At 67.1% G+C, this 15067-nt stretch carries 14 protein-coding genes; 10 read left to right on the forward strand and 4 right to left on the reverse strand.

Features of this window, described 5'->3' with window-relative positions:
* Positions 1-324: 324 nt before the first annotated feature.
* On the reverse strand, positions 325-654 hold the full coding sequence (locus CRO39_RS12150; RefSeq protein WP_097122210.1) for an EF-hand domain-containing protein: 330 nt from the start codon (positions 652-654) through the stop codon (positions 325-327).
* Between the two features lie 110 nt (positions 655-764).
* Positions 765-1967 carry a DesA family fatty acid desaturase gene (locus tag CRO39_RS12155; RefSeq protein WP_097122211.1) on the reverse strand — a complete coding sequence of 401 codons (1203 nt, stop codon included), beginning with the start codon at positions 1965-1967 and terminating at the stop codon, positions 765-767.
* A 145-nt stretch (positions 1968-2112) separates the two neighbouring features.
* On the opposite strand from CRO39_RS12155, the gene CRO39_RS12160 reads away from it, so the two are divergent.
* From CRO39_RS12160 to CRO39_RS12175, 4 genes are all read left to right on the forward strand, one after another.
* Positions 2113-2949 carry an ABC transporter ATP-binding protein gene (locus CRO39_RS12160; RefSeq protein ID WP_097122212.1) on the forward strand — a complete coding sequence of 279 codons (837 nt, stop codon included), beginning with the start codon at positions 2113-2115 and terminating at the stop codon, positions 2947-2949.
* Positions 2942-3769, forward strand: a complete 828-nt coding sequence (gene mutM, locus CRO39_RS12165) for a bifunctional DNA-formamidopyrimidine glycosylase/DNA-(apurinic or apyrimidinic site) lyase (RefSeq protein ID WP_097122213.1) — start codon at positions 2942-2944, stop codon at positions 3767-3769. The genes CRO39_RS12160 and mutM overlap by 8 nt, the downstream gene beginning before the upstream one ends.
* 165 nt (positions 3770-3934) lie before the next feature.
* A complete protein-coding gene (locus CRO39_RS12170; RefSeq protein ID WP_097122214.1) occupies positions 3935-4501 on the forward strand; it encodes an ECF-type sigma factor in 567 nt (188 codons plus the stop codon).
* Positions 4502-4529: 28 nt separating this feature from the next.
* Complete coding sequence (locus CRO39_RS12175; RefSeq protein WP_097122215.1) at positions 4530-7340, forward strand: protein kinase domain-containing protein; 2811 nt, start codon at positions 4530-4532, stop codon at positions 7338-7340.
* 642 nt (positions 7341-7982) lie between these two features.
* Here CRO39_RS12175 and CRO39_RS12180 read toward each other — a convergent pair.
* Positions 7983-8606, reverse strand: a complete 624-nt coding sequence (locus CRO39_RS12180) for a thymidine kinase (RefSeq protein WP_097122216.1) — start codon at positions 8604-8606, stop codon at positions 7983-7985.
* Positions 8607-8687: 81 nt separating this feature from the next.
* Here CRO39_RS12180 and CRO39_RS12185 point away from each other — a divergent pair, with 81 nt between their 5' ends.
* From CRO39_RS12185 to CRO39_RS12195, 3 genes are read left to right on the forward strand one after another with little or no spacing between them, the layout of a single operon-like run.
* A complete protein-coding gene (locus tag CRO39_RS12185; RefSeq protein ID WP_097122217.1) occupies positions 8688-10667 on the forward strand; it encodes a UvrD-helicase domain-containing protein in 1980 nt (659 codons plus the stop codon).
* A gap of 51 nt (positions 10668-10718) precedes the next feature.
* Entirely contained in the window at positions 10719-11105 is a 387-nt protein-coding gene (locus CRO39_RS12190; protein WP_097122218.1) for a hypothetical protein, read from the forward strand.
* 57 nt (positions 11106-11162) lie between these two features.
* Positions 11163-11702 carry a DinB family protein gene (locus CRO39_RS12195; RefSeq protein WP_097122219.1) on the forward strand — a complete coding sequence of 180 codons (540 nt, stop codon included), beginning with the start codon at positions 11163-11165 and terminating at the stop codon, positions 11700-11702.
* Between the two features lie 9 nt (positions 11703-11711).
* Here CRO39_RS12195 and CRO39_RS12200 read toward each other — a convergent pair whose 3' ends face one another.
* Positions 11712-12386: a YceH family protein gene (locus tag CRO39_RS12200; protein WP_097122220.1), complete on the reverse strand. Its 675-nt coding sequence runs from the start codon at positions 12384-12386 to the stop codon at positions 11712-11714.
* 95 nt (positions 12387-12481) lie between these two features.
* Here CRO39_RS12200 and CRO39_RS12205 point away from each other — a divergent pair, with 95 nt between their 5' ends.
* From CRO39_RS12205 to CRO39_RS12215, 3 genes are all read left to right on the forward strand, one after another.
* Positions 12482-13378: a 5'-nucleotidase, lipoprotein e(P4) family gene (locus tag CRO39_RS12205; RefSeq protein WP_097122221.1), complete on the forward strand. Its 897-nt coding sequence runs from the start codon at positions 12482-12484 to the stop codon at positions 13376-13378.
* Positions 13375-14115: an orotidine-5'-phosphate decarboxylase gene (gene pyrF / locus CRO39_RS12210; RefSeq protein ID WP_097122222.1), complete on the forward strand. Its 741-nt coding sequence runs from the start codon at positions 13375-13377 to the stop codon at positions 14113-14115. The genes CRO39_RS12205 and pyrF overlap by 4 nt, the downstream gene beginning before the upstream one ends.
* A 425-nt stretch (positions 14116-14540) precedes the next feature.
* The gene (locus tag CRO39_RS12215) at positions 14541-15065 is read left to right on the forward strand and encodes a hypothetical protein (RefSeq protein WP_097122223.1); all 525 of its coding nucleotides are present in this window, start codon (positions 14541-14543) and stop codon (positions 15063-15065) included.
* The last annotated feature ends 2 nt before the right edge of the window (positions 15066-15067 follow it).

A 15067-nucleotide genomic window follows, 5' to 3' on the forward strand; every position in this document is an offset into this window, starting at 1 on the left:
CAGTTTCCGCATTTCACTCGTTCCTCACTCCTCTTCACTCGTTCCTAGCTTATTGCGGCGGCGCCGCCAGTTCCTTCGCGCTCAGATGGCCGTCGCCGTTGACGTCCTGCTTCTTGAACGTGGCCGTCCGGCAGTTCGTCGGCGCTCAGCACACCGTCGCGATTGATAAGGCGGATGCCGTGGAGCGGGGAACGAGTGAGGAGGAACGAGGAACGAGGAACGAGAAGTGAGAAGTGAGAAGTGAGAAGTGAGGAGTGAGGACAGCTTCCGCATTTCACTCGTTTCTCACTCCTCTTCACTCGTTCCTCGCCTTTCGTTCCTAGCTTATTGCGGCGGAGCCGCCAGTTCCTTCGCGCTCAGATGGCCGTCGCCGTTGACGTCCTGCTTCTTGAACGTGGCCGTCAGGCGTTCGCGGTGCTGTTCGCGGGTGATGGGCTGGCCGCGGCCGCCCGGCAGTTCGTCGGCGCTGAGTACGCCATCGCGATTGAGATCTCGCGCGTCGAAGGCGTAGCTCATCCAGTCCAGGAATTCCTCCAGGCCGACGCGGCCATCGCCATCGCTGTCCATCCGCGCCAGGTAGTCGCTGCTCGCTTCGACCTGGGCGGCCGCCAGCGGCGGTAACGCCAGCAGCGCGAGCACAAGCGCTATGCGCATGCTGCGGCCCGTAAGGTCGAACCCGCTCGACCGCCCCGCTCGGGCAAGTCCGCCCCCCAAAAAGCTCCGCCCGGCAACGGTGCCCGGCAACCGCCGCTTCTCCGGTTCCATCAATGCGCCGCCAGCGTGTAGCCTTTCAGCCGCGCCGAATAGTCCTGCAGCACGCGGATGCCGCTGGCCTCGGCCTGATGGCACCAGGCCTGCAATTGCTTCAGCCGCTCGGAGGCATCGTTGCTGCGCGCTTCCAAAAGCGCCGACAGGCTGGCGCGGTATTCGACCAGCGTGCGGATGCGCGGGCGCTGCGAAACCCAGCTCTGCAGTTGCTGGCGCGCATCGGGCTTGAGCCAGCGGCCATCGTCGACCAGGCCCTTGCGCAGGCGCCGCGGCAGCAGTTTGCGCAATTTGGCGCCGGCCTGGGCGGCTTCTTCCTTCAGCGCGGGCGTCAGCACGTTGCGCTGGTAGTCGGTCATCGCCTGGAAGCGGTGCGACAACAGCGCACGCAGCGTATCGGTATCGGGCACCGAGATGTTGGGGCGGATATCCAGGCTGGGCGCGACCCGCAGCACTTTGGCCAGGCCCAGCTTCTCCAGTCCCTTGATGGCCGCCCAGCCGATATCGAATTCCCAGCGCCGCATCGAAAAGCGTGCCGAGCTGGGGAAGGCATGGTGGTTGTTGTGCAGTTCCTCACCGCCAATCCAGACGCCCCACGGGGTCAGGTTGGTGGATGTGTCGGCCGATTCGAAGTTGCGGTAGCCCCACCAGTGGCCCAGGCCGTTGACGACGCCGGCGGCCCAGAACGGAATCCACGCCATCTGGATGGCCCACAGCGCAATGCCGGGAATGCCGAACAGCGCGAAATTGACGAACAGCAGCACGGTCGGCCCCATCGTCGCATGCGGGGTGTACAGGTGGCGCTCTATCCAGTCGTCCGGCGCGCCCTTGCCGTACTGCTCGATGTCGGCATGCTGCCAGCGCGCTTCGCGGTACAGTTCCACGCCGCGCCAGAACACGTTGCCGATGCCCTTGAACTGCGGGCTGTGCGGATCTTCCTCGGTCTCGACCTTGGCGTGGTGCTTGCGATGGATGGCCACCCACTCCTTGGTGATCATCGAGGTGGTCAGCCAGGTCCAGAAGCGGAACACATGGCTGATGGCCGGATGGAAATCGACGCCGCGGTGGGCCTGGCTGCGGTGCAGGTACAGCGTGACCGAAAAGATGGTCAGCTGGGTGAAGACCAGCAGCACTGCCAGCAACCCAAGCCAACCCAGGCCCAGCAGGCCGCCACTGAGAAACTGGAAAAACGCGTCGGACATTGCTAAGGACCCGGCAAGTGACAGGAAGAGAACGCGGCAGCGCCACTACCCCGCCATAATGAGGGCTTCGGCGGCAAACTTCACCCGTCGCCGACGTATGGTATTCAGGTAAATGGATGAAGTACTTTTTGCGAAACCGCCCCGCATGAACCTGCCGTTGCCCGCTGACCTCGCCGGGTCCACTCCGCTGTTCGAACTGGACCGCGCCACCGTGGTGCGCGGCGGCGTGCGGGTGCTGCGGGACCTGACCCTGCGCATCCCGCTGGGCGAGCACACCGCCATCCTGGGTCCCAACGGCTGCGGCAAGTCGACCTTCATCAAGCTGATCAGCCGCGAGCTGTACCCGCTGGCGCGCGAGGGCGATGCGCCGGTCAAAGTGTTCGGTTTGCGCCGCTGGAACGTCAATGAGCTGCGCAACCGGCTGGGCCTGGTCACCAGCGATCTGACCCGCGATTTGCAACAGATGCCGGCGCTGGGCGTGGAAGAGGCGGTCATCAGCGGCTTCTTCTCCAGCTTCGTGGTGCCGCCGCACCGCGACATCGACGCCGGCATGCGCGAACGCGCGCGCCAGGCGCTGGCGCAGGTGGGCGCAGGCGCCCTGGCCGACCGCCAGGTGGCGGAACTGTCCACCGGCGAGATGCGCCGCGTCCTGATTGCCCGCGCGCTGGTGCATCAGCCGCAGGCGCTGCTGCTGGACGAACCCACCGCCGGCCTGGACCCGGTGGCGCGGCAACATTTTCTCGGCTTGATGCGGCAATTGACCCGGCGCGGCATCACCCTGGTGCTGGTGACCCACCACATCGAGGAAATCATTCCCGAAATCGACCGCGTGCTGCTGCTGCGCGATGGCGCAGTGCATGCCGATGGCGACCGCCAGGCCATCCTGACCACCGATCTCCTCAGCCGCGCCTTCGCCGGGCCGGTGCAGGTCCGTCACGAAGCCGGGTTCTACCACGCCATTCCGGACGTCGCCGATGCCTGAACTGCCCGAGGTCGAAACCACCCGCCGCGGCCTGGCGCCCCACCTCGAGGGCCGGCGCATCCAGGCGGTGACGCTGCGGCGGCCGGATCTGCGCTGGCCGATTCCGGCGGACATCGGCCAACGGCTGCCGGGGCAGCGCATCGCCGCGGTACGCCGGCGCGCCAAGTACCTGCTGCTGGATACCGACGCCGGCAGCGCGCTGCTGCACCTGGGCATGTCCGGCAGCCTGCGGGTGTTGCCGGCCGGCACCGCGGTGCGTGCGCACGACCATGTCGACATTGCGCTGGCCGGCGGCCGCGGCGGACCTGGCAGCGTATTGCGCTTCAACGATCCGCGCCGGTTCGGCTGCCTGTTGTGGCAGACCGCTGGCGAGGTCCATCCGCTGCTGCGCGATCTGGGCCCGGAACCGCTGTCGGACGACTTCGACGGCGACTACCTGTTTGCGCTCAGCCGCGGCCGCAAGGCGCCGGTAAAGACCTTCCTGATGGATCAGGCGGTGGTGGTCGGAGTGGGCAACATCTATGCGGCCGAAAGCCTGTTCCGCGCCGGCATTGCCCCGCTGCGCGCGGCCGGCAAGGTCTCGCGCGAGCGTTACCAGGCGCTGGCGACGGCGGTGCGCGACATCCTGGCCCATGCCATCGCCCGCGGCGGCACCACGCTGCGCGATTTCATCAGCCCGGACGGTGCGCCCGGCTATTTCGAGCAGGAACTGTCCGTCTACGGCCGCGGCGGCCTGCCCTGTCCCAATTGCGGGCGCGCGCTGAAGCAGGCCAGCATTGGCCAGCGCGCCACGGTCTGGTGCGGCCACTGCCAGCGCTGAAGCGTCTGCCGGTGGCGGAAGACGTTCGCCCGGCGCATTTCCCGGGTCGCCGCTCCGGCGCATATGGGGGTTCCCGCCGGACCGTTTTCCGCCCGTGGGCTGCCGCCTCACGCCGGCGTGCGCGTTTCCCGCTATATTCCCCGGCTGGCAGCACGGGGAAGGGACATGGCCGACGCACCTGACATCACTCTATGGCTGGACTCGGCCCGCAACGGCGATCGCGCCGCGCTGGACCGGGTGCTGTCCACGCTCTACCAGGAACTGCACACGATGGCGCGCCGGCAGCTGTCCGGCCAGCACGGCTACACGCTGGACGCCACCGCGCTGGTGCACGAGTCCTACCTGAAGCTGATCGGCAGCGGCGGCAACGCCCGCTTCGAGGACCGCGCGCACTTCTTCGCCTACGCCGCCTCGTCGATGCGCAGCGTGGTCGTCGACTACGCGCGCAGCCGGCTGGCGCGCAAGCGCGGCGGCGACCTGAAGCGGGTCGCCGATATTCCCGAGGAAATCGAAGGCGGCCTGCGCCTGGACGAAAACCTGCTGGCGCTCAATGCCGGCCTGGACAAGCTGGCCGAAGCCGACGAGCGGCTGGCCAAGGTTGTCGAGCTGCGCTATTTCGCCGGCCTGTCGGAGCTGGAAATCGCCGAACTGCTGCAGCGCTCCGAGCGCAGCATCCGCCGCGACTGGCAGAAGGCCCGGCTGTTCCTGCTGGCGGCGATGCAGGAAGACTAAGGCGCCACGCCCTAATCCACGCACGATCATGGACGCCAAGCGCTGGCAGCGCCTTTCGCCCCTGCTGGACGTGCTGCTGGAACTGGATCCGCAGCCGCGCCGGCAGCAGCTGGCCATCCTGCGCGCCGACGACCCGGTTCTGGCCGACGAGCTGGAAGAGCTGCTGGCGCTGGAAGAAGGCAGCGGCGACTTCATGGCCGAGCCGCTGCTCGAGCGGCCCGCGCCCGGCCACCAGCAACACGGCACCCTGGTCGGCCCCTACCGGCTGGAGTCGGTGCTGGGCGAGGGCGGCATGGGCATGGTCTGGCTGGCCACCCGCGCCGACGGCCTGTACCAGCGCCGGGTCGCGCTGAAACTGCTGCGCCCCGGTCTGGCCGATCCCAACCTGCGGCTGCGCTTCACCCGCGAACGCGAAATCCTGGCGCGGCTGGAACACCCCAACATCGCCCGCCTGCTGGATGCCGGCATCGGCGCCGAAGGCCAACCTTACCTGGCGCTGGAATACGTCGAAGGCGTTCCCGTCACCGACTACTGCCAGTCGCGCAATCTGGGCATCGATGAGCGCCTGAGATTGTTCCGGCAGGTCTGCGACGCGGTCAGCCATGCCCACGCCAACCTGATCGTCCACCGCGATCTGAAGCCATCCAACATCCTGGTCACCCCGACCGGCGATGTGCGCCTGCTCGATTTCGGCATCGCCAAGCTGCTCGACGATCCGGAACCGGCGCCGCTGCACCCGCGCACCGAGGTGCGCGCGTTCACGCTGCACTACGCCGCGCCCGAGCAGGTCCGCGGCGAGCCGGTATCCACGCGCACGGACGTCTATTCGCTGGGCGTGGTGCTGTACGAGCTGCTGACCGGCAGCAAGCCCTACCGGCTGCGCCGGCAGACCGATGCCGAATGGGAGGAAGCGATCCTGGCGGTAGAACCGCTGAAGCTTTCGGCTGCGGTGCTGCGCAACAACGACGGCAGCCGCAACCAGCACCCGAATGCGCGACGCGACGCGCGCCGGCTCAGCGGCGATATCGACACCATCGTGCTGAAGGCGCTGGCCAAGGCCCCCGACCAGCGCTATCCGTCGGTGGAAGCGCTTTGGCTGGACCTGCAGCGCCACCAGCAAGGGCGGCCCATCCATGCGCGGCCGCAGAGCCTGGGCTACCAACTGCGCAAGTACGTGTTGCGGCACCGCTGGTCGCTGGCCTTCGGCAGCCTGGCGGCGCTGGTGCTGATCGCCGCGCTGGGCGCCAGCCTGTGGCAGAGCCGCCAGGCCGTGCGCGAGGCGGCCCGTGCGCAGGCCATGCAGGATTTCGTCATCGGCCTGTTCGACAATGCCGGCGCCGCCCAGCGTGGCGACACCTTCGACGCGCGCGAGCTGCTGGCCGCCGGCGAACGCCGCGGCGAGCGCGAACTGGCGCGGCAACCGTTGGCGCACGCCGAACTGCTGGGCGTCATCGCCCGCCTGCGCATCGGCCTGGGCGACTACCCGCAGGCATTGGCGCTGCTGCAGCGGCAGAAGTCGCTGCTGGATACGCTGGACGACGCGCCCACCGCCCTGCAACTGGAAGCGGCCACCCTGCATGGGCGTACGCTGCGGTTGCTGGGGCAGTCGCAGGAATGCCTGCGCGTGCTGGCGCCAATGGAAGCGCGCATTACCCGCCTGCAGCTGCAGTTGCCGCAACAGGCCGCCGACTTCCTGTCGCAGGACGGCCGTTGCCGGCGCGCTTCCGGAGACCGCCAGAGCGCGCGCCAGTTCTACGAACGTTCGCTGACGATTCGCCGCCAGCTGAAGGATCAGGCCGGAGTTGCCGAAAACATGATGGACCAGGCTTCGCTGGACGGCGATCTGGGCGGCGCCGAAGCGGCCATCCGCGGATTCGGCGACGCCCTGGCCTACCTGCAGGAGCACGCAGGCCCGCGCCACCCGCTGGCCATCGATGCAGAACGCAGCCTGGCAGGCCTGTACCGCAATCGCGGCGATACCGATACCGCGATGGCCGCCTATCGGCGCGCACTGGAACTGGCCGAGGAAATCCACGGACCGCAGCACCCCACCACCCTTGGCATCCACCGCCAGATCGCCGCCATCCATGTCGATCTGGGGCAGTTCGCCGAAGCCAAATCCCGCTTCAGCGAGCTGCACCGGCTGACCGTGCAGACGTTGGGAGCCAACCACCGGGAAGCGGCTTCCAGTTGGAATTCGCTGGGCATCATCGCCTGGGAACAGGGCGACCTGGCCACTGCCGTCAGCCACACCGCCCGCGCGGTGCAGATCTGGCGCGGCCCGGACAGCAGCCAGCAGTTGCCCGGGGGACTGTTCAATTACGGCATGGTTCTGCACAGCGCAGGACAGGACGACGAGGCGATGGCGGCGCTGCAGGAGGCGCGCCGGCTGCGCGCCGGCTTGTTCGGCGCCAGCCATCCACTGGTCGGCGACACCGATCGCCTGATCGGCGAAGTGCTGACTGCGCAGGGCAATCCGGAAATCGCCGCCGAATACTTCGACCGCGCGGTCCGCCTGACCCAGGTCGGCTACGGCGCCGAACACCCGCGCACGCTGTTCGCGCGGCTATCGATGGCCCGGCACCAGGGCCGCCAGGGCCACACCCAAGACGCATTGCGCGAACTCGATGCGTTGGCCAGGCATCCGGGCGGTGGCAGCGAAGCGCCCAAGCTGCGCTGGAGCGCGCGCGCCTATGCCGCCGAAATCCGCTGCCGCGGCGACCAGCGCGAGCGCGCCCGGCAGGACCTGGATGCGCTGTACCGGGAACTGCAGACGGCGCGGCCGGACGGCGGCGTACTCAATCGCGAAGTGCAGGCGATCCGCGCCGACTGCCCGTAGGGCGGGCCCAGGCCCGCCATTGCCTTCTCCCAGCACCCTGGCAATCATCGAAACCATCCATGCCAAAGATCATCGGCACGGCGAGGTAAAAAACGGTTCTTCCCCCAAGTGCGGGTGAACGTCTATGTGGAAGCCGTTGACCAGGGCAGTGCGGGACACGCCGTAAATACGTCCATGTAAGCTCTTCCGCGGCATCCATGCCGCGGACGGTCCCGCACCACCCTGGCCACCGGCTTCTGGACACCTGGTCGGCGCTCGAAGAAAGGCCGTCCGAAGTCGCGGCCTGTCATCTGCCCTAAGGCGACGGCCGGCGGGCTGGGGGGTGCGGAGAGCAGACCAGGGATGGTCTGCGGCCCGACCGAGAGCGGGTTATGGCCTTTGGGGTGAGTGCGAAGGCTGCTGTCGCGGTGGCAGGCAAGGCGCACGCCGCCGGGCAGGCTGGTGGCCTGGGCAAGGCGTGCAACGCGGCATGGCGCCGCGACAGCAGCCTTCGCACTCACCCCAAAGGCCATAACACGCTCTTAAGACACGATGTCGTCAGGAGGGCGGAGCACCCCCCCAGCCTGACGGGCGGCGGCTCCTACCGAAGCCGAGCCCGCCGAAGCCGACATCCCCGGAAGCGGGAGAAGAACCAAAAGCGCCCTACCCCAGCGGCAACGGCGCCTGCAACGGATCGATGCGGCCCTCGCCACGAGCGATCTTCTTGAACTCGGCGCGGCTGACCGACACGTAGCGCTCATTGCCGCCAATCTCCACCTGCGGCCCGTCCTGCACCGCATGGCCCTGCTCGTCCACGCGCACGGTCATCGTCGCCTTCTTGCCGGTATGGCAGATGGTCTTGATTTCGCTCAGTTCGTCGGCCCAGGCCAGCAGGTACTGGCTGCCCTCGAACAGTTCGCCGCGAAAGTCCGTGCGCAGTCCGTAGCAAAGCACCGGTATCCGCAACTGGTCCACAACCTCGCTGAGCTGCCAGACCTGGGAGCGGCTGAGGAACTGCGCCTCGTCCACCAGCACGCAGTCCAGCTTGCCGGCAGCGGCGATATCGCGCTCGACCAGCGTCTGCAGGTCGGTACCGCGGTCGAAGCCGACACCCTCGGCCTGCAGGCCGATGCGCGAGGCCACCACGCCGCTGCCGCCACGATGATCCAGCCGGGGGGTCAGGATCAGCACCCGCATCCCGCGCTCGCGGTAGTTGTGCGCCGACTGCAGCAGGGTGGTGGTCTTGCCGGCGTTCATCGCCGAGTAGTAGAAGTAGAGCTTGGCCATGCGGGAATTCTAACCGGCCGCCGTCCCGGCCCGATGGGGCGGCGCTGCCTGTAAAATGGCCTGCCATACAGCGGTTCCTGAATGCACGATCTCAACCCCCCCCAACGCGCCGCGGTGCTGCATACGCAGGGACCGCTGCTGGTGCTGGCTGGCGCCGGCAGCGGCAAGACGCGCGTCATCGTCGAGAAGATCGCCCACCTGATCGCGTCCGGGCGGATGCCGGCCAAGCGCATCGCGGCCATTACCTTCACCAACAAGTCGGCCAAGGAAATGCGCGAGCGCGTCGGCAAGCGCATCAAGGGCGATGCCGCCGACGGGCTGACCATCTGCACGTTCCATGCGCTGGGGCTGAAGTTCCTGCAGATCGAGCATGCCGCAGTGGGGCTCAAGCGCGGCTTTTCCATTTTCGATTCCGACGACAGCAGCGCGCAGGTCAAGGACCTGATGAGCGGGGCCAAACCCGATGAGGTCGAAGCGGCCAAGAACCTGATTTCCCGCGCCAAGAACGCCGGCCTGTCGCCGGACGAGGCGCTGGCCGCCGCTCGCGGCAATCGCGAAAAGGAAGCCGCGCTGCTGTACCAGCGCTACCAGGCGCGGTTGTCGGCATTCAACGCGGTCGATTTCGACGATCTGATCCGGCTGCCGGTGCAGGTGCTGGAAGGCAATGCCGACATCGCCGCCGCCTGGCGCGAGCGTATCGGCTACCTGCTGGTCGACGAATGCCAGGACACCAACGACGCCCAGTACCGGCTGTTGAAGATGCTGGCCGGCGAGCGCGGCGACTTCACCTGCGTGGGCGATGACGACCAGAGCATCTACGCCTGGCGCGGCGCCAATCCCGACAACCTGCTGGCGATGGCGCGCGATTATCCCAAGCTGCAGATCGTCAAGCTGGAGCAGAACTACCGCTGCAGCAACCGGGTCCTGCGCGTGGCCAACGCGCTGATCGCGCACAACCCGCACGAGCATCTGAAGAAGCTGTGGAGCGATCAGCCCGATGGCGACCGTATCCGCGTCTGGGAGTGCCGCGACAACGACCACGAAGCGGAAAAGGTCGCCGCCGAAATCGCCTTCCTGCACACCGCCCGCAACGCGCCGTGGAGCGACTTCTGCATCCTGTTCCGCGGCAACTTCCAGTCGCGGCCGCTGGAAAAGGCGCTGCAGTTGCTGCGCATTCCCTACCACCTGACCGGCGGCACCGCCTTCCTGGAGCGGCAGGAAGTCAAGGACGCGCTGTCGTGGCTGCGGCTGGTCGCCAACCCCGACGACGACACCGCGTTCCTGCGCGCGGTGCAATCGCCCAAGCGCGAAGTCGGCGCGACCTCGCTGGCCAAACTGGCCGAACTGGCGCAGAGCGCCCACCTGCCGCTGTCGCGCGCCGCCGAGTCGATGGCGGCGCTCAGGCAGCTGCCGGCACGCGCAGGCAACGGCCTGAGCGCGTTCAACGACATCATCGGCGACCTGCGCGATCACGCCGCCACGCTGTCGGCCAAGGATCTGCTGCTGCGGCTGATCGAACGGTCCGGGCTGCTGGCCGAGCTGCGTGCGCAATGCAAGGACGAGGCCTCGTTCCAGCGCCGCCGCGCCAACCTGGACGAGCTGGCCGACTGGTTCGACGGCGGCCCGCGCGGCGGCAACGTCGGCGATCTGGCCGCGCAGCTGGCGCTGCTGTCGCGCAACGACAAGGACGATGGCGGCAACCAGGTGCGGCTGATGAGCCTGCACGCGGCCAAGGGGCTGGAATTCCGCTACGTGTTCATCGTCGGCTGCGAGGACGGCACCTTGCCGCACGAGATCAGCGTCGAGGAAGGCAATCTGGAAGAGGAGCGCCGGCTGCTGTACGTGGGCATCACCCGCGCCAAGCAGGCGCTGTGGCTCAGCTACAGCCGCCAGACCCGCCGCTTCCGCGAACTGGTGAGGCTGAAGCCCAGCCGTTTTCTGGACGAGCTGCCGCAATCGGAGCTGCAGCGCGACGGCGCCGATCCGGTCGCCGATGCCGAACGCAAGAAGGAACGCGCCAGCGCCGGCCTGGCCGCGATCCAGGCGATGCTGGACGGCTGATCGCGGCACCGGTGTTGTAGGCTGCGCGCAACACCGCAACGAGGAACTGCCATGACCCGCTCCAGCCCCGCCTGGCTGGCCATTGGCTTTGCCATCGCCTTGGTCGGCGTCGGCTTTCCGCATTGGCAGCTGGCCTATTCTCAGGTCGGTCTGCCCGACAGCCTGTATGGCCCCGGGCTGGTGGCGGTGGCCGTGGTGGCGCTGATGCTGCGCGCATTCGGCACCGCGCGGTTCTGGAAGGTCTGGCTGATCATCGCCGCCGCGGTACCGGCCGCCGTCGCCGTGCGCGTGGCGATGGACGTGACCGGCGATCCGACCAGCCATAACCTGTGGCCGTTCGAACTGTTGATTGCGGCGGCGCTGGGATTGGCCGCTTCGTTGGCCGGCACGCTGCTGGGCAGCCTGTTCCTGCTGCGCAGCAGCAGGCGGCCGGATTAGCATTGTCATCCTTGTCCTGATGAAGGCACATCGATGTCACTGCCAGAAGCCGCTGCGATGCAACGGCCCCTCGAACCTCTTTCGCTGCTGGCCGCATACAACCAGTGGATGAACGTCCGTCTCTACGATGCGGCCGCGACGCTCCCGCATGAGGAGCTTATCGCCGACCGCGGCGCCTTCTTCAAATCGATCCTGGGTACGCTGAACCACCTGGCGGTCGCCGATACGATCTGGCTCAAACGTTTCGCCTTGCATCCAACCGCGCCGACAGTCCTCGCGCAACTGCAGGACACCCCGTTACCTGCTGCGCTGGACGCGATGCCTTACGCCGACCTGCATGCCCTACGGCAACGGCGGCAGTGGCTGGACGACATCATCGTGGCCTGGGTGGAAGCGCTAAAGCCCGGCGATCTCGATTCGGTGCTGGAATATCGCAATACCCGCGGGACCGCCTTCCGCCGCCCGCTGGGCAGCCTGGCGATGCATTTCTTCAACCACCAGACCCATCACCGCGGCCAGATCACCACCTTGCTGTCGCAGGCCGGCGTGGATGTCGGTGTGACCGATCTGGTCGCGCTGATTCCCGAAGTCGGCTGAGCTGCCGTTTCAGTCGGCGCCAGCATCCAGCAACGCCTGCAACTGGCTCTGCAGCTGCGCAAGCTGTTCCTCCAGCGCCGCCACGCGCGCTTCCAATCCGGTTGCTGCAGGCGCCGACGCTGCGGCGGCAGCGGCATAGGCGGCAACGTCCACCGGCCCACCCAGCAGGTGCAGATAGCGGTCTTCGCGCTGGCCGGGGCCGCGCGGTATCCGCACCGCCAGCGCCGGTTGCCGTTGGCATAACCGCTCCAGGTGATGGCGCACGTCATCGGCATCGGCGAACTTGCACAGCCGTTCGCTGCGCGCCAGCAGTTCGTGCACGGTTTGCGCGCCGCGCAGCAGCAGCAATCCCAGCAGGGCGACCTGCTGCCGCGGCAGATCGAAAAAGCCGGTGGCGCGGTGCTCGTAGCGCTCGGCGCGCGAGGAGAACACCTGCCTGGCCAGCCCCTTGGCTTCCAACTGGCGCAGCGCGTGATTGACCTCGCCCGGCTCCAGCGCCATCACCGGCTCGCGTGCGGTCTTCTGGTTGGCGGCCACATGGGCAGCATTGACCGTCAGCGGGTAAGTATCGGGGGTGGTGGCTTCCTTTTCGATCAGGCAGCCCAGCACGCGCAGTTCGGCGGCGGAGAGCGGCGGCAGCGGGGTTGTTGCGGCGGGACTGGAAGCGTTGTCGGTCGGATTCATGCCGGAAAGGATAACGCGTTGCCGCTGGCGCACTGAAATCCAGCCGCCACGAGGCTCGGGTAAAATCGGCGGACTTACCGCTCAGCGAATCGACGATGCGCCTTTCCCTGCTTACCGCCAGCGTGCTGGCTTCCGTCCTGTCCCTGTCGGCCTGCAAGCGCAGCGAAGCCCCGACCCCCGCCCCGACCAGCACCGGAACGCCGGCGGTAGCGGCCAGTCCCGCCGACGACAACCTCAATGCGGTGGCCTGGGTGCAGACCTCGATCGAATACGGCGCCATCACCACCCAGACCTTCCGCGCCGCGGCCGATCATCTGGACATCGCGTTGAAGGAGAAGAACTGGGACGCGCTGGTGCCGGAGGAGCGCGGCAATGCCGCCACCGGGCTGAAGCCGGCGGTCATCATGGACGTGGACGAGACGGTGCTGGACAACTCGCCGTACCAGGCGCGGCTGATCCGCGACGGCAGCGAATACGATGAGGTCAGCTGGGATCAGTGGGTGGCCGAGAAGAAGGCCAAGCCGCTGCCTGGCGTGGTCGATTTCACCCGGGCCGCCGCCGCCAAGGGCGTGACCATCCTGTACATCTCCAACCGCGCCGTGCATCTGAAGGAGGCGACCCTGGCCAACCTGCGCGAAGCCGGCCTGCCGGTCGCCGACGACAGCGTGTTCCTGGGCCTGGGCACCACGCTGGAAGGTTGCGAACAGAACGGCAGCGAGAAGGACTGCCGGCGCAAGCTGGCCGGGCAGAACTACCGCGTGCTGATGCAGTTCGGCGATCAGATGGGCGATTTCGTCCAGGTCATCGCCAATACCCGCGACGGCCGCAGGCAGTTGCTGGACGAATACGCCGACTGGTTCGGCGAGCGCTGGTGGATGCTTCCCAACCCGACCTACGGCTCGTGGGAACCGGCGCTGTTCAACAACGACTGGGCGCAGCCGCGCGAAGCCCGGCGCCAGGCCAAGCGCGATGCGCTGGACTACGCGCCATGACCGCCCCGGCAGCAAAGGCGCTGCGCGACCCGCTGCGGTTGGAGCCGCGCGAGCGGCTGATCTTCGCGCTGGACGCGCCCACCGGCGTCGACGCGCTGGCGTGGGTGGACCGGCTGGGCGATGCGGTGCAGTTCTACAAGATCGGCATGGAACTGCTGGCCTCGGGCGACTATTTCGCGGTGCTGGACGAACTGGCACGCCGCAACAAGCGGGTGTTCGTGGATCTGAAGTTCTTCGACATCCCGGCCACCGTGGCCGGGGTCGTGCGTGGCCTGTCGCGCTGGCCGGTGACCTACTGCACCATCCACGGCTGGCACGCCGGCATGATGGAGGCCGCTGCCGAGGCGCGCAGCGGCGAACTGCGGTTGCTGGCGGTGACGGTGCTGACCTCGATGGACGGCGGCGACCTGCAGACGATGGGCATCGACGGCCAGCCCGCCGAAGTGGTGGTGCAGCGCGCGTTGGCGGCGCAGGCAGCCGGCATCGACGGCGTCATCGCCTCCGGCCAGGAAGCCGGCCTGATCCGTGCGGCCACCGGCGCGGGATTCTCGATCGTCTGTCCGGGCATCCGCCCCGGCGGGCCGGTCGATGACGATCAGAAGCGCACCGTCGGCGTAGCCGAGGCGTTCCGCCGCGGCGCCGACGCCATCGTCATCGGCCGCCCAATCCGCCAAGCCGCCGATCCCGTCGCCGCCGCCGAGGCGATTCAGGCCGAAATCCTGACATCAATCAAATAAAATCAATGATTTATATTGCAATATTTCAGGTATTGCATTAGCTTGCGTGGCCCGGTAGGCTTGCCGCGTCCGGCCTTGGCCGGAAATGTGCCACAACCATAGTCCTCCAGCTTCGGCCGGATTTCAGGAGGCCCGCTGCTTTCGTCAAGAAAGCATGGCCTCTTTTTTATGCGCCGTAGAAATTGAACCGGCTCACCTTTCTCACCCGCAGCCGCCCTTCTGATCGCCTTGCGCGGCGCCCGGACACCGTCGCTTGTGGTATCACTTTGTCCTGCACCGACACTGATGAGGCCGATATGGATTGTCGCCGATGTTCTTCCGAAAAACGCCCGACCGCCCGCACAGGTTCCTGGTCGCACAAGCGCCGTCCCCCCGGCCTTGCTTTCGCGCTTTTCGCTTTCTCACTTACGGGATGCCAGTCCGCCATGCCTTCGCCCAATCCTGCTTCCAACGGCACGGGCACCATCGTGCCGAATGAATTCCCGCTGCGCTTCGACCAGCACAACTTCGAAGCGCATTGCTACAACACGATCGGCTGTTCGGTGTTCTACGCTGGCGTCTATCAGATAAAGAAGGCTCCGCAGGAAGTTTCGCCTGCACCGAAGACAGCCGACTACCAACGCAACTGGGGCGGAGCGCTGCACATAGGCATCGTCAACTTCCCCGAGCCGGCCACAGTGAAGTGGCAGTCATCGGATGGGCAGGCGCATCAAGCCGATATCGATATCGGCGCAATCTTCAAGGACCAGATCATCCTGCACAACGTGCCGGAAAAGGACGTTCCTGAAGGCGCGAAAATCGTCTCGCCAAGCATTCTTCTGGAAGTCGACGATCGCACCATACGCGTCTATATGAAGGCGCACATACCGACCAGGCAGCTGCAAAGTCCCGGCAACAGATACAGCGACTTCCGAGATGATCTGATCCTGGCGTGGAGCGATACCTACTGAAA

Source organism: Pseudoxanthomonas wuyuanensis, assembly GCF_900215535.1.
In the GTDB taxonomy this organism is placed as follows: Bacteria; Pseudomonadota; Gammaproteobacteria; order Xanthomonadales; family Xanthomonadaceae; genus Pseudoxanthomonas_A; species Pseudoxanthomonas_A wuyuanensis.

What these genes read in the sequence shown, in the direction of transcription:
- CRO39_RS12150 (WP_097122210.1), bottom strand. Translation starts at nt 654, where the DNA reads ATGCGCATAGCGCTTGTGCTCGCGCTGCTGGCGTTACCGCCGCTGGCG.
- CRO39_RS12155 (WP_097122211.1), bottom strand. Translation starts at nt 1,967, where the DNA reads ATGTCCGACGCGTTTTTCCAGTTTCTCAGTGGCGGCCTGCTGGGCCTG.
- CRO39_RS12160 (WP_097122212.1), top strand. Translation starts at nt 2,113, where the DNA reads ATGAACCTGCCGTTGCCCGCTGACCTCGCCGGGTCCACTCCGCTGTTC.
- mutM (WP_097122213.1), top strand. Translation starts at nt 2,942, where the DNA reads ATGCCTGAACTGCCCGAGGTCGAAACCACCCGCCGCGGCCTGGCGCCC.
- CRO39_RS12170 (WP_097122214.1), top strand. Translation starts at nt 3,935, where the DNA reads ATGGCCGACGCACCTGACATCACTCTATGGCTGGACTCGGCCCGCAAC.
- CRO39_RS12175 (WP_097122215.1), top strand. Translation starts at nt 4,530, where the DNA reads ATGGACGCCAAGCGCTGGCAGCGCCTTTCGCCCCTGCTGGACGTGCTG.
- CRO39_RS12180 (WP_097122216.1), bottom strand. Translation starts at nt 8,606, where the DNA reads ATGGCCAAGCTCTACTTCTACTACTCGGCGATGAACGCCGGCAAGACC.
- CRO39_RS12185 (WP_097122217.1), top strand. Translation starts at nt 8,688, where the DNA reads ATGCACGATCTCAACCCCCCCCAACGCGCCGCGGTGCTGCATACGCAG.
- CRO39_RS12190 (WP_097122218.1), top strand. Translation starts at nt 10,719, where the DNA reads ATGACCCGCTCCAGCCCCGCCTGGCTGGCCATTGGCTTTGCCATCGCC.
- CRO39_RS12195 (WP_097122219.1), top strand. Translation starts at nt 11,163, where the DNA reads ATGCAACGGCCCCTCGAACCTCTTTCGCTGCTGGCCGCATACAACCAG.
- CRO39_RS12200 (WP_097122220.1), bottom strand. Translation starts at nt 12,386, where the DNA reads ATGAATCCGACCGACAACGCTTCCAGTCCCGCCGCAACAACCCCGCTG.
- CRO39_RS12205 (WP_097122221.1), top strand. Translation starts at nt 12,482, where the DNA reads ATGCGCCTTTCCCTGCTTACCGCCAGCGTGCTGGCTTCCGTCCTGTCC.
- pyrF (WP_097122222.1), top strand. Translation starts at nt 13,375, where the DNA reads ATGACCGCCCCGGCAGCAAAGGCGCTGCGCGACCCGCTGCGGTTGGAG.
- CRO39_RS12215 (WP_097122223.1), top strand. Translation starts at nt 14,541, where the DNA reads ATGCCTTCGCCCAATCCTGCTTCCAACGGCACGGGCACCATCGTGCCG.